This is a genomic window from Candidatus Poribacteria bacterium, assembly GCA_026702755.1.
GTDB lineage: Bacteria > Poribacteria > WGA-4E > WGA-4E > WGA-3G > WGA-3G.
The window spans coordinates 69,265-83,531 of record JAPPBX010000017.1 but is presented as its reverse complement, the minus strand read 5'-3'; the positions used below and the strand labels follow the sequence as shown (position 1 = coordinate 83,531).

11 protein-coding genes are annotated in these 14,267 nt (G+C 47.9%); 6 read left to right on the top strand and 5 right to left on the bottom strand.

The window, feature by feature from the left end:
- Positions 1-29: 29 nt before the first annotated feature.
- The 4 genes from OXH39_03195 to OXH39_03180 all read left to right on the top strand — a co-directional run bounded on the left by OXH39_03195 (position 30) and on the right by OXH39_03180 (position 4,129).
- Positions 30-800: a hypothetical protein gene (locus tag OXH39_03195; GenBank protein ID MCY3549441.1), complete on the top strand. Its 771-nt coding sequence runs from the start codon at positions 30-32 to the stop codon at positions 798-800.
- A gap of 84 nt (positions 801-884) precedes the next feature.
- The gene (locus tag OXH39_03190) at positions 885-2,066 is read left to right on the top strand and encodes an ABC transporter substrate-binding protein (GenBank protein ID MCY3549440.1); all 1,182 of its coding nucleotides are present in this window, start codon (positions 885-887) and stop codon (positions 2,064-2,066) included.
- Between the two features lie 71 nt (positions 2,067-2,137).
- Complete coding sequence (locus tag OXH39_03185; GenBank protein MCY3549439.1) at positions 2,138-3,088, top strand: branched-chain amino acid ABC transporter permease; 951 nt, start codon at positions 2,138-2,140, stop codon at positions 3,086-3,088.
- 27 nt (positions 3,089-3,115) lie between these two features.
- Positions 3,116-4,129: a branched-chain amino acid ABC transporter permease gene (locus tag OXH39_03180; GenBank protein MCY3549438.1), complete on the top strand. Its 1,014-nt coding sequence runs from the start codon at positions 3,116-3,118 to the stop codon at positions 4,127-4,129.
- 93 nt (positions 4,130-4,222) lie between these two features.
- Here the strand turns inward: OXH39_03180 and OXH39_03175 are convergent, their stop codons facing one another.
- The 4 genes from OXH39_03175 to OXH39_03160 all read right to left on the bottom strand — a co-directional run bounded on the left by OXH39_03175 (position 4,223) and on the right by OXH39_03160 (position 9,524).
- The gene (locus OXH39_03175) at positions 4,223-5,245 is read right to left on the bottom strand and encodes a VWA domain-containing protein (GenBank protein MCY3549437.1); all 1,023 of its coding nucleotides are present in this window, start codon (positions 5,243-5,245) and stop codon (positions 4,223-4,225) included.
- 131 nt (positions 5,246-5,376) lie between these two features.
- Entirely contained in the window at positions 5,377-6,369 is a 993-nt protein-coding gene (locus tag OXH39_03170; protein MCY3549436.1) for an endonuclease NucS, read from the bottom strand.
- Positions 6,370-6,446: 77 nt separating this feature from the next.
- On the bottom strand, positions 6,447-8,105 hold the full coding sequence (locus tag OXH39_03165; GenBank protein MCY3549435.1) for a glycerol-3-phosphate dehydrogenase/oxidase: 1,659 nt from the start codon (positions 8,103-8,105) through the stop codon (positions 6,447-6,449).
- A 9-nt stretch (positions 8,106-8,114) separates the two neighbouring features.
- The gene (locus OXH39_03160; protein ID MCY3549434.1) at positions 8,115-9,524 is read right to left on the bottom strand and encodes a DegT/DnrJ/EryC1/StrS family aminotransferase; all 1,410 of its coding nucleotides are present in this window, start codon (positions 9,522-9,524) and stop codon (positions 8,115-8,117) included.
- Positions 9,525-9,645: 121 nt separating this feature from the next.
- Here OXH39_03160 and OXH39_03155 point away from each other — a divergent pair, with 121 nt between their 5' ends.
- Complete coding sequence (locus OXH39_03155) at positions 9,646-10,779, top strand: ABC transporter permease (protein MCY3549433.1); 1,134 nt, start codon at positions 9,646-9,648, stop codon at positions 10,777-10,779.
- A gap of 211 nt (positions 10,780-10,990) precedes the next feature.
- Positions 10,991-11,830 (top strand): ABC transporter permease, encoded by an 840-nt coding sequence (locus OXH39_03150; protein MCY3549432.1) that lies wholly within the window; start codon positions 10,991-10,993, stop codon positions 11,828-11,830.
- A gap of 74 nt (positions 11,831-11,904) precedes the next feature.
- Here OXH39_03150 and OXH39_03145 read toward each other — a convergent pair whose 3' ends face one another.
- Positions 11,905-14,259 (bottom strand): AAA family ATPase, encoded by a 2,355-nt coding sequence (locus OXH39_03145; protein ID MCY3549431.1) that lies wholly within the window; start codon positions 14,257-14,259, stop codon positions 11,905-11,907.
- Positions 14,260-14,267: the final 8 nt, after the last annotated feature.

Here is a 14,267-nt window from a genome sequence, read left to right as displayed (position 1 = left end):
AAAATATAATTATAGGGGAGGGCAAGGTGATGGGTAATACAAAAGATCGCATCCACTTCGGGCATCAGATTATGGATAGAATTGGTATACTCCTCTTAGTGGGAGCTTTATTAACGGGGTGTGCTGTTGCCCCACAACCCTCGGTTGATATATACCTTGAACCGATTGAAGGACGCTTTAATGCCCATATCGACGTAGAGACGGGCGCAGCAACTGTTTTAAAAGAGGGCGTTGCTGTCACTATTAAGCCGCTTGATGAGATAGAACTGTTCTCACTCACGGAGGAACCGAGGTTGAATCCGTATCTTCTCGTTGAGAAGAACGGTGCTGTTGAACCCATTTATACGGTATTTGAAGTTACAGTCCACAACCGAAAGCATCGCCGCGTTGTCGTTGAGGACGCAGCGATTCTCCTTGATGGGGACGGTGTGCAGTATGCTAACCTATCCACCGATTACTTCGACGCACTCTATGACAACGTAGATCGTCCACAAAGTAGTCCTTGGGCGGGTGGTTATCCTTACACACCTACTACTTACGGCTACTATCCTTACTACGGCTACCATCAGTCCTACGTAGACACTGAAGCATTGGAGTGGGGGCGAATTGCAATAGAAGACAGCATTTTTGAAGGTGGAAAGTTGTTCTCCGGTGCAAAACGGAGCGGTTTCTTAATTTTTGATCGGCTTGAGAGTAGTGCAACGGATCTTAGAATCGTTTTACCTGAAGTTTGGATAATTCAAGACGGTAAGCGGAATAAACTGGAATTTAAAATTGATTTCAGGCAGGTTTTGCCGTAAAATAGAATGACGATAACCTCAATAGCTTAATTCGTACTGATAACACACGGGATCTGCTACATAACGAAGGGAGTATATAGCAAAATGAGAGATTGGCTTGTCGGATTATTAATAATAGGGCTTGTGTCTGTTTGGGGATGTCAGCCTGCAAGTAGGGACACACAGACAACTCAGGGTGAAGTAAGAGTCGCAGTCGCTGGGCCCTTTACAGGCAACGCAGCAGCATTTGGAGAGATGATTAAACGCGGTGCTGAACTCAGAGCGAAACACATCAATGACGCAGGTGGCATCAACGGTATGAAACTAACACTCGTTCCCGGAGACGACGCTGGGACAGAAAAGGAAGCGAGAGCTGTTGCTACACGCTTTGCCACTGACCGACGCATTCTCGCGGTTGTTGGGCACTTTAACAGTGCATGTTCCTTAGCAGGTAAACCCATTTACGCAGATAATGGGATCGTTGAATTGTCTCCAGGCTCAACCAATGTAAGCGTCTGTGAAGGAAGTGATTGGACATTTCGGAATTTATATCGAGACGATTTTCAGGGAGAGTTCATCGCCAACTATATTAAGAATTACATGAAGGAGTTTCAGAGCGTCGCCATTCTGTTTGATAATGACGATTATGGGCGTGGACTTCGAGACGGTTTCAGTGCCGCTGCAGAGGAAATTGGGATTGAGATTGTTGCCTCTGAAGCCTACGACCGAGACAATACGGATTTTAAAGCGCAACTCACCAGTATTAAGGCAAAGAATCCAGATCTTATCTTCATCTCCGGTCTTTATGGTCAAGCGGGACTCATCGCGAAACAGGCGCGTGAGGCTGGGATTACAGCGCAATTTTTCGGTGCTGATGGCGTGGATTCTCCAGATTATCTCATAATCGCAGGCCCCGCCGCAGAGGGAACATATCTAACGACCCCATTTACGTTTGAATTAGGTGGCGAACAAGCAAAACAGGTCGCTTCATCATTTGAGAGTGAATATGGTGTCCCACCCGATACGTGGGCGGCACTAACTTACGATGCGGTAGGTATGATTGCGGAAGCAATCGAAAAAACCTATAATAGGGAGGCCACCCTTGCTGAAAATCGGAAAGCCATCCGCGACCACTTGGCATCACTCGATACGCCGGAAGAAGGATACAAAGGGATTACCGGGCTAACCTATTTTGACAAAAACGGTGACACTGTTAATAAACCGGCTTATGTCAAAATCGTTAAAGATGGGCAATTCGCGACTGCTCCTGACCAAGTGCTTGATTGAGAATCTCAAGATTGAAACACTGAGATTTTCGCAAATTCCTTTAAAGGATAAACAACAGGACTGTAAGAATTATGGAGCAATTTACAGAGCAGCTGATTAATGCCCTTGTGCTCGGCGGCATTTATGCACTTATTGCCGTTGGTTACACCATGGTTTATGGCATTATTGAATTGATTAACTTCGCCCACGGCGAAATTTTCATGTTCGGTGCCTACTTCGCATTCACCCTGGTCACGGTTTTTAACCTACCATTTTGGGTAGCACTCCCGATGAGTATGCTCCTCTGTGCTGGCATCGGAATGTTAATGGATCTGGTTGCTTATCGTCCGCTTCGTAACGCAGCACGCCTCTCAGCATTAATCACAGCGATCGGTGTTTCAATCGGTCTGCAAAATCTCGCGCGAATTATCTGGGGTGCAAGGCAACGTCCTTTCCCATCAGAATCTCTACCGACATTTTTAAAGCAAGGTATTCCTCCAAGCGAACCTCTACCGGCATTTTCCTTGACTGAGACGGCGATTGCCCTTCCCGGCGGTGCTTTTCTACCCTATCGGGACTTATGTATCATTCTGCTTGCCTTTGCTCTAATGATTGCCTTAAACCGGTTGGTCTCCTTAACAAAGATAGGGAAAGCAATGCGGGCTTGTGCCCAAAATCGGGTTGCTGCCAATTTGATGGGTATCAATACCAACCGAGTCATTGTTATAACATTCGCTATCGGCTCTGCTTTAGGGGCTGTTGCGGGGGTGATGGTAGGTGTGAAAGAAATTATTGAACCGACGATGGGGTACTATAAGGGTGTCGCAGCGTTTGCCGCTGCTGTCCTTGGCGGAATTGGAAACATCACCGGTGCAATGGTCGGAGGACTCCTCATCGGATTCGCTGAAGTATTTGGGGCGGGCTATATCCCCGGCGGCTACGGTTCCGGGTATCGGGTAGCCATTGCCTATATTGTCATGATTGCTGTCATTTTAATCCGTCCTTCAGGGTTGTTTGGGAAATCGACTGCAACCCGTGCCTAAACCAGTGTCCAGCGCGGAGCCACGTTTATGAACCTTGAAACCATTCGAGATCAACTAACAACCAAAAACATAATTTTTGGGCTTCTAATCTGTTTCTTTCCATTACTCATGTACGGAATAGATTACATTAACCTCTTACTGTCCTATCGGGACATCTTCCTTCCAACACCAAGCGGGGATTATATTCTTTTCATCGTTGTTCAAGTTGGTCTCTACACACTTCTTGCGGTCGGGCTAAATATCGTTTGCGGATTTACGGGGTTGTTAGACCTCGGCTACGTTGGGTTCTATCTCGTCGGAGGATACACCGCGGGACTTCTGATGGTGCGACTCGGGTTTAGTTATTGGATGGTCTTGCCATTAGCGGTCCTTAACGGCGCACTTTGGGGATTATTGCGTGGCGCGCCTACCTTACGCCTTACTGGTGATTATTTCGCAATTGTTACCTTTGGGTTTGCAGAATTGCTTTTCCGGATCGTGAAAAATGAAATATGGCTGATTGGGGACATCAATGGATTTGTCAAAAACATTCCACACGTTACGCTTTTTGGGATGAAACTCAATCAGAATTGGCACCACTATTACCATATTCTCATCTTACTCGCTTTGGTCATATTCGTTACCTACCGGTTGCAGCATTCCCGTGTAGGAAGGGCATGGGTTGCTATCCGAGAAGACGAACAAGCCGCAGCATCTATGGGAATCAACGTCAGCCGATACAAGGCGCTCGCCTTTGCTGTCAGTGCAGCTATTGGAGGCCTCGGTGGGGCTTTTTTAGCACCATTTTCGTCAAGCATTAGCGCACGAACCTTTGAATTTTGGGAGTCTATCCTCATCCTCTGTATGGTGATCCTGGGCGGCAAGGGCAGCATCAAGGGATCGGTTGTAGGCGCAGTCATCATCGCTTCCTTAAGTGAAATCCTACGCGTAATCCTGTCCGGCTTTCCTCAATTTAGCGGCGCACGCTATCTGATCTTCGGCATCATCTTAGTTTTACTGATGCGCTATCGCCCAGATGGTCTAATTTTCAAAAAAGCGTAATAACGCCGCCATAGAAATTCTCTCTTCTGTAGGAGCGATCTCCTGATCGCGACTTACACTCTGAGCACCGCTATAAACCTACCCATCTGTCTCTTAAGAACGCATTTTACGCGACCATACCGCAAAATGAAGCAATTCACAGATAAGCAGAATCAACGCACCCGCCACAAACAACTGAAAGCGTTCTTGATATTCACCACCTGAACGGATCCTGAATTTCTGCTTTTCGAGTCGCGCCAAGTCCGTCGCTAACTCGGCGACACCCATACTTGCATGATAATACTTGCCTTTTCCTGCCTCAGCAATTTCTTGTAGCTGCGTTTCATCCAACACCGTTAGTACCAACTGCCCGTTAGCATCACGTTTGTAGGGCGTAGTTTCCGCTGCGTTCCCCATCTGAAGCGGAATAGGCACAGATTGGACAGCGTTGCCAACACCCACGCAATAGATATATACACCTTTTTGGGGTGCCGCCGCTGCGGCAGCAATAACATCTTCCCCGTGGTCCTCCCCGTCTGTAAACAGAATCAGGACCTTCTGCCCATCAAAATCGGATTCTACTGCTGTTGTGTCATTTTGATCTACGTCAAGTCGGGCAGTTGCTGTCTCAATGGCGTTGCCGATACGGGTTCCACTATGGGTAAGTGTTTCAGGAGTTACCGCCGCCAAGAATTCTCTGAGGGTGGCAGTATCGCTCGTCAGGGGACACACAACGAAACTCGCTTCAGCAAAGTAGAGCAATCCAACTCGATCACCTTCGAGTTCCTCTAACAGTGAAAACATAACCTCTTTGGCGCGTGTCAGTCGCCGAATCGATGCTTCACTTTCCGCAAGCATACTGGTTGAAATATCTAATGCGAACATGACATCCAGCCTTTCCGCGACCGACTCAGGTTTAGCACCCCACTGCGGACGCGCGATTGCGAGCGTCAACAGGAGATACCCCAGCAGTAACAATCCCGCTTGTACCTTGTGTCGCTGTAGATGTGTGGGATTTACATTAGTGTAGAATCGCAGCAATGCTTTCCGTTTCTGTTGCAATCCAAAGAGAAGCAACAGTATCACAAGCGGCACTGCCCATAAAAAATGGAGAAATTCAGGGTGGGCAAAACGCATATTTTAATTTAGTGGCTTCTGGGCATTGTTCCACTTCATTTCACGATGGTTTTCCGTGAGGTCCAACGCGCTTAAGGATATGTCGCTTTTTAAGTAGGTGCATCCGCTGTGGGTGCCCTCCGGTGTTTGGACTATAAAGATAGGATAGAATTCCGAACGCGTTCAAAAATCTCAATCGCATAGTCAAGATGGGCTTTAGAAGCGATGTTAAAAGAGATTCCAAAATTTTTGACTGTGACGTTAGGTAAATTGGCTCTGCACTCAACAATATGGAGCGGTGTGAAGTCGCCGTGGACATCGACTCGGAAATGGGTTGCCCTTCTTGAGGGGTATGTATCAAGCCACCAGTGTCCTCCGAAAGTCATCCTGAGTTTCGCGATACGGGGTCGAAGTGTTGCACCGCATGCCTCAACATAAGCTAAAAATTCACGGGCAATCTGCGAAAGTTCCTCATTTTCCTGCAGCGTCTCAATGAACGATGCGAGTGTCATAAATTGCTGAGCGGTGTGCCCATAGCTCCGCTCTTCTTCCTTGACGAGCGTCCCACCCAAGACGGTTTCGGTTGCGACCAAGATTTCATCAGGGGCGTGGTAGGAAAAATAAGAGATATAGGTGAGGTCAAGTCCTAAGGCTCGCAGATATTCGGCGACCTCTAAGACGCGCGTATCCACGCCCTCCGAAACAAGCACCAGCCGCTGGCGTTGATTGAACGCAGATTGCCGAATATCGCCAGGTTCATACCCAAAAAACTCACTGTGGAGAAGCGTCAGAGAGGAAAACTCCTTACCTTGCTGTTGGCACCAACGATACGCGAGTTGTTCCAATTCAATGAAAGCGAGTTGAGAAACTCCGGCGGCGTACTCTAAAATCTGTGTGATTGCTGTCCGAGAAGGTTTTCCCCGTTTCAGCTCAATAATCACACAATTGCCCTGCCGATCAAGTGCGAGTAGGTCAATTTTCTGTTTTGATGTGCTAAGGGGCGGTTGCCTGCTGATAACACAGAGAGGTTCACCAAGGACGAGTGTTGCATCCTTTTCAAGCAGATCCTCGAAGTCGCGTTCCTCGCCAAAGCGTAAAGGTTCAAGTTTCCCAAATTTCCGGTCTTCCCAACGGTAAACTTCCATTTTACTTTTCCTTGCGGTTCGTTCAGATGGGTGTGTGAAGTGTCCTTTCCGTATATCAGCGCGCCCGTTGGTTGCGCTTACACATTAAAATTCAGCCATTCAATACGTTCGCGGTATGTCTTGACCTCTGCTGTGATTCTGGCATCACTCCAATTGTTCTTCTCCCCCAAAAACTGCGCAATTTGAGGTGCTATATCCACACCTTGACCGGGGGTCCAACCGATTCGGGTCCGTCGCCAGAGAAGATCCTCAAGAGTCATCACCATCTCGCCCCAACAGGCGTAGAGGATTTCAGCTTTTGTGAAAGGGAGAGATGATGTCATTGGCTCCGCAAGTGTTTTATCTTCGGCAATGAACTGCTGAATAATTTTATATCCTTCACCATATCGTTTGGCAAGGCGTTCTGTGTCAACGTCCGGTGTCTCCCCGATTGCATTAGGTAAAGGATACATGGCGGTTTTACAGTTACGAGGAACGTCTAAAAACTTCGCAAGCCAGTTTACAGTCTCCTCCGCCATCTGTCGGTGTGTGGTAAGTTTTCCGCCATAGAGATACATTACCCCGCTCGGACTCTCTGTGATTAAGTGCTCCCTTGAAACAAAACCTGCTCTTGTAAATCCTCGCTCATGTCTCTTCGCTGCGATGAGGGGTCGGGTTCCAGCATACGCAGCAATGATAGTATTTTTGTTGAGTGTTTTTTCTGGGAAAATTCGCTGCGTTTCCGAAAGTAGATAACTTACTTCATCCACTGACGGACGGACTGATGCGAGTTCTTCCTGCGGTGTTGTTTCAGTGGTACCGACAATAGAAGTATTATGGGCACCCGGTAAAATAAAAATAACACGCGGATTACGTTTGCGTTGTTTTTCCGAGCGTGTACAAACAATCAAACCGTACGCTTCGGAGTCATCTTCTTTTCCGCAGCGCGGTAGGACAAGATGAATACCTTTCGCGTTTTTCGTCACCAAGCGTGGTACCCCGTCGTAACTTGGATCTTTAGACCACACCTTGTCGCTCCAAGGACCTGTAGCTGCCACAATTTTCCGGGCAGTGATCTCGAAACGTTGCCCAGAAATAACATCTTCAGCAATTATTCCGGACACCCGATTTCCACCGGTATCTGATTGCCTGACAAAATCGAGGAAACGGACATAGTTTGCGATGATAGCACCGTGTCGGTGTGCATCCTGGAGTGTTGCGAGGGTCAACCTTGCGTCATCAACAGTGCTATCCCATAATAGGACGCATCCTTTTAGCGTATCCGCGGTGATAGGTCCTACCAAACGCTGCACTTTTTGCCTATCACGAATGACGACCGTTTTCTCCGCTTCATCTGCTTTAAAGAGACGATTGTAGTAATGTGCAGCGAGTTGTATCCCCGTCAACGGGTACGGATCGCCTTTGTAGCTGAGCACTGCTATTGGCATCGGTTTGACAAGATTCGGTGCAATGCGTCGCAGAATTTCACGTTCCTTGCGGGAATTCTTGACGAGGTCAATATCGCGTTTAAGTAGGTAGCGAAACCCACCGTGTACAAGTTGGGAGGTAGCACTACTTGTGCCACTCGCGAAATCGCCTTGTTCAATCAAGCCTGCTTTGATGCCCCCGTTGCGCGCAAGGTCACGGATTAAACCCGCCCCGACGATGCCGCCACCGATAACCAAAACATCCAAAGGTTCCGTCTTGAAAGTTTCTATATTCTGTGCGCGAGTTCGGGCTGAAAATTCTATCGGCATTTTGTTCGTCTAACCATTCATTAAATGGCTATGTAAAGAGACCTTACGAATAGCATCCAAAATTCCTGACACAGCACCCGCCACCGGTTCCGCCAACAGCGGCAAAAATATGAGCTGCGAACACACCTTTTCAGTCACAGGAAAGTCTCCTGCTGTATAGGGTTCAAACTCCCCACCCATATCGGTGGTACAGAGGACACCTCGACCGTCCATGTACATATCAAGCCCTTGCATGAAAAGCGGTAAAGTATGTAGGAGTGGATATGGATTGCTATTTGTCGGTAGACCCCCTGAAAACACAGGCACGCCATCACCCACAAGGAGCGGATAAGGATTATTATTTGCTAAAACGCCTTCTTGTCGAAGTGCCTCTGCAAAAATCGGCGCAGGAAGTCCGTGCATCTCTTCTTCGTGATAGTGGATGGGGAAGCCAAAAAATCCGGCTGGCTCAGCACCTTTATAGATTTCAATAGGTGAAACGCCCGGAATCTCCTGTAATCCATCGGAGATCGCTCGGATATAGGCACGGCGACCGGCATTGAGTTTATCAAGTTTCTTGAGCTGCACCGAAGCGATGCCGATAGCCAGTGGATGTGCTCGAAATTTAACGCCAAGCCCCATCGGTGGAAGATGTGCATAGCGCAATACCGCCGTTTCATCTGTAGTACCGAGCGGACGGTTAACCTGTCCAAGTAAACATGCTCGCTCAAAAACGGCTACGTCGTTCGTAGCCAACATCCCACCTTCACCACCGCTAACGGGTTTACTGCCTTGCAAACTCCACGCGCCGACCTGCCCGATACTTCCACACGGCACACCTTTGTAAGATGCCCCGTGGGCGTGAGAGCAGTCCTCTATGACCGGCACACCGGTCTCCTCGCTAAGTGCCATTAGTGCATCCATGTCACACACATTACCCCACAGATGTACTGCTATAATTGCTTTGGTTCGTGATGTAATGCGCCGCCGCACGTCAGCCACATCGATCAATAATGTCTTCGGATCAACTTCACAAAAAACCGGTTTCGCCATCAATGTCAACGCTGGCGTAATTGAACCCATCCATGTATATGTCGGACAGATGACCTCATCACCGGGACCGACACCAAGCCCAAACATTGCGCTATGTAGTGCTGCTGTCCCGTTGGTAAGGCTCAATGCATATTCGGTTTGGTGACGTTCACGCCAAGTTTTTTCAAATTCCTGAACGGTGGGAGATATACCAGAGAGTTCGTTCCGAAGGGTCATCTCATAAACAACCTGTGCCTCTTCCTCTGTCACCTGAGTCCACTGCTCCAGTTTCGGAAAAGGCACATCAGGTGTCTTTTCAAAGACTGTCGTTCCTCCTAAAAGAGCAGGAAGATTTGTTGGGGTAGCCTCATTTTTAACATGAGACAACTTTGCACTGTTTCTCTCCATCTCGATCTCCTTGCGGTTTTTCTCTCAACCGGTAAATTGTTTTAATCCGACACTTGTGCTATACTCAAGGGGTGTTCCACATAGATTCAGCACTATCCATAATAACACGTTTCGAGAACCTTTGTCAAATTTTAGTGGGAAGATTGAGAACATCTTGAATATCCGAAAAGTGTCCATCTCGCTGTTCCGGGACAGTGTTCCCCAAGTCAAACGCCTATTCGTTAATTGTATACCTACGCTGCTCGCGCTTTCTGGATTCTTTCTTCTATGTGGGTTTGTCCTCTATGTCCGTGGACAGGATCCACTGGAATTCTATAGCATCATCTTCGTCAGTGGGTTCGCAAGTTTTGACGACTTCGGCTACGTTCTATTTAACGCAACGCCGCTTGTGTTTACAGGACTCGCCGTTGCTATTGCCTATAAGAGTGGACTGTTTAACATCGGCTGCGAAGGACAACTCTACATTGCTGCGTTCACCGCTGCATGGATAGGTATACACCTGAACCTTCCCGCTTTCCTGTTGGCCCCTTTCTGTGTGGGTGGGGCAATGGTTGCCGGTGCTGGATGGGGCGCGATTCCGGGGTTTCTAAAGGCAAGATACGGCGCACATGAAGTTATCAATACGATTATGATGAACTTTATCGCCTTTGCTCTCATGAACTACCTTGTTACGTCTGTCTACCAAGAACCCAGCCAGATGATCCCACATACACGGCAAATTTACGAAGCAGCGCAATTCCCACGATTAGCATCTTTGCTCCCCGGTCTTCCACAAAGCAATCCGTTAAACATGAGTTTCTTGCTCGCCTGTGGAGGTGTGGTACTCTCCTACATTTTCTTAACCTACACGCGTTGGGGATATGAACTCCGTTTGGTAGGAAACGCGCGAGATGCTGCATCCTATGGTGGGATAAATCCTTACGCTGTAACGATATGGGTAATGGCGTTGAGCGGTGCCGTCGCAGGGTTAGCAGGTGTCGCTGACGTGATGGGATACCGCTATCGGTTTTTGGATAACTTCTCATCGGGATGGGGGTTCACCGGAATTGCAGTCGCGCTTTTGGGTAGAAACAATCCGTTCGGCATCTTTGCTGCAGCCATCCTGTTCGGATTATTGAACAAAGTCGCTTTGGACATCGAAATCTTGTTGGAGGTTCGGCGCGGTTTATTCCTTGCAGGTCAGGGCATGCTAATTATCTGGTTAGTTAGCATGGAACGCATTTCAGGAAAAATAGATGCTTTCCTCCTTCGGTAGCGGTGGGTCTTGAAATTTCCATAAGCCGCGCCGGTGTGTGATGTCCAGCTAAGAAACTTTCTTGTTAAAAAAAGAAGACTAAGCCCGAAACGAAGTGGAGGGGTTTTGCTTGGGGTTTTTGCTTGGGTGTTTCTGCGGATTTCTTCAACTCTACAGAAAGGCACGCCAAAGTCTAAACCTGCTATACCGAACCGCAAGGTAAATTAAAAATATGATTTTTGAATTGATTCCAAGCACTTTACGAATGGCAACCCCGTTAGGATTCGCTGCACTGGGCGGAATTTATTCGGAGCGCGCCGGTGTAATCAACCTTGCCTTAGAAGGTATGATGCTCATAGGGGCTTTCGGTTATGTTATCGGGACACAGGCTTCGGGGTCAGTATGGATCGGGTTACTTGTAGCGATAAGTTTCGGGTTAGCGTTGGCACTACTCCACGCGGTTGCAACGATTACCTTTCAGGCAGAACAGATCGTCACGGGGGTTGGCATTAATATTCTCGCGTTAGGGATTACAGAATACCTTTTGCCCACTTCTGAACAGGTCAGCGGTCTTCCACATTGGCAGCTACCACTTATTGGTTCCTACGGTTTTATCGTCTATTTACTACCCGTCCTGATGGTAATAAGTCATATCTTCCTGTTTAAAACACCGTGGGGCTTGCGATTGCGTGCCGCGGGTGAATCAACAGAAGCACTCGAAGCACTCAGTCTGAGTCGAGTAAAATGGCAATATTTTGGGGTTCTGTTCAGCGGCATCTTGGCGGCAACCGGCGGTTGTTTTCTGGCATCTGAAGTTCACTATTTCACAAAAGGGATGACGGCAGGGCGGGGCTATCTCGCGCTCGCAGCTGTTATCTTTGGGAATTGGCGTCCGTTGAGTGGCGTAGCAGCATGCTTCCTTTTCGGATTTGCTACTGCTTTAGAACTCGCGAACCGATGGAACATTCCGGGACAACTGTTGAATAGTTTACCATATATCTTAACAATGATCGTCCTCGCTGGATTGGTAGGCACATCGCGTCCACCCGCGAGTTTAGGGAAAATGAAATGAAAAAGGATTGAAAGGAGGAAGGCGGGAGGCAGAGTCCCAACTTTCCAATCTTCCATACATAGACTTTCCATTAATCAACTCTCACCCTCTTCATCGGCAAGATCGGCGTAATTACCATGGCGGCTGTAGTATCCATAAGATTTTGCATGTCTCGGATTGATCATATTGCAAAGCACGCCGATACCTTTCATTGGGAAAGCCTCTGTCAAATGCCGTACACCCGTAAGGATATCAAAGCGGCGGGTTTTTGTGATGTCAAATACGTAAACGATAGCATCAACGATATTCGCCAAAATCATTGGATCGGCGACAGCACGCACAGGTGGTGAGTCGATCACAATCACATTATACTCCGATTTTGCGAGTTCCAACCATTCTGTCATCATTTCTGAGTTCAGAAGTTCAATTGGATTCGGTGGCACTGTCCCACTCGGCACCAGATGTAAATTGGGGATGTCGGTCTGCTTAACTGTTTCATGGAGTACATCGACTCCGTTTTCGGAGTTTAAATGGATAAGGGCTTCACTCAAACCGGGTTTACGAGCATCAACGCGCGCAATCGGGAATTCAGAGTCAGATGTCTCTGCCGTGTTCTCTACTTGAGGCGGTTGCTCTCCCGGAAAAGTGTTGTGTTGCGAAGGACGGCGCATATCGGCATCTATCAACAAAACTCGATTTCCTCTTTCCGCAAGTGCGACAGCAAGATTAGAGGAGATCGTGCTTTTCCCTTCCCCGCGCGTCGCACTTGTGACGAGAATTGTTTGCACGGGTGCGCCTGGATTCAGAAACGGCAATTTCGCTTGTAGGACGCGAAATGCTTCGGCTGACCTCGATTTAGGAGCATCGTGAACAACCAGCGGAAGTCGGTAGGCACTACGTTTTTTAATAGATGGAAGCACACCGAGGAAACTCGGTGACTCCGGCAGCGCGCCTAATTGACGCACAGCCTCTTCTAACCGGAGATATGTATCTTTGAAGTAATTTTTGGCGACAGCAAACGTCATGGCAAGTAGCATACCCACCATAGCACCTAAAGCGAGATTGAGTTTCAGGCGTGGTTTCAATGGTTCTTCGGGTGCTCGTGCTTTATCTAAAACCTTGATACTTTCTGATCGCGCTTGGGCAAAAATTTCTGCTTCCCGCATTCTCGTTTCCAAAGCGACTACTTGGGCGTTGTTAATCTCAACATCTCGTTTGAGGCGATAGAACTGTAACTGCTCGTCTGACCAACCACCAAGCTTCGCGTGATGTTCGTCAATTTGGGCAGCGACATTCGCTTGCTGTTGCTTGAGACTCGTAATAGATGCCTGGGTCTCATTTACTTTCTCCGTGAGTGCTTGATGAAGCGGATTGTAAGAGGAAGTGGTGCTTTTTATGTCCTTCTCCTCTCTGGCGAGACGCGCTTCTGTCTCCTTAATTTTTTTATCTTTCGCCGTCACTTCAGGATGCGTTTCATCGTATTTGCCAAGCAGTTCCGCCCTCTCAATTTCATATTCGTTTAAATTATCTTGTAATTTGGAATGTGAAGGATTTCGAGCGATCGTTTCTGAGATGACCTCTTCTGACGACTTTTCTAACTCCGCTTGATAGGTTGCCAGTCTCAATTCAGCACCTGCCAAGAGATCTATCAATTCGTTTTCTTTGACCTGAAGTGCTAAAATGATTTGCGCTTGTATTGCCCCCTCCGCGTTTAAAGTTATCTCCGGGTACTCCTGTTGAAATTTAAAGAACGCCTCATCAGCCTTTGTGAGGTCATCCCTTGTCTGCGTCAGCATCATCTGTGGGAGGGGCTTTTCCCACCACTCCATTCTTTCAACGGCTTCTGCTTCAACAGCCTCTTGAAACACTGCAGCGATCCTGTTGGCTAAATTCTGTGCTCGTTCTGGAGTCGGTTGTTGCACGGTAACGGTGATTACGCTTCCATCCGGCGTTTCTTCGATTTTCAGTTGTTCGTCAATAAGGGTTTTCACAAAGAAATCTTCCCACTCCGTGAGGGTAAGATCGCCTTGCTCCGTCGCGTCGGGATCAAGTTTAATATTTAACAAGTTTGCGAGCCACACAACAGTTCGCCCACGATGTACAGGTAAGGGATCGAGCAGCCCTTCTTCTCTAAGCTCACGGACCGCAGGCGCGATCACAAGGTCGCGCGATTGTATCTGTGCAGCGTAAGCCCCCAACGATGTGCTACCCAATAATCCTGATATAGGCAACTGTGAGAGTAAAGAAGGAGTGGGTTGACCATCTAAAGTGCGAAGTGTTGTTTCAGATTGATAAACTTGTGGCGTGAGATCGGTAATGAGGAACGCAACGAAAATGGAAAGCAAAAAAATGAGAAGGACACTCCACTTATTCCGAAAGAGAATCCAAAAATAGTCTGACAATCGAATTTCTCTAACTTCCTCAAGCTGCCTATCGGCTGTCTCTGGCATTTCTAACC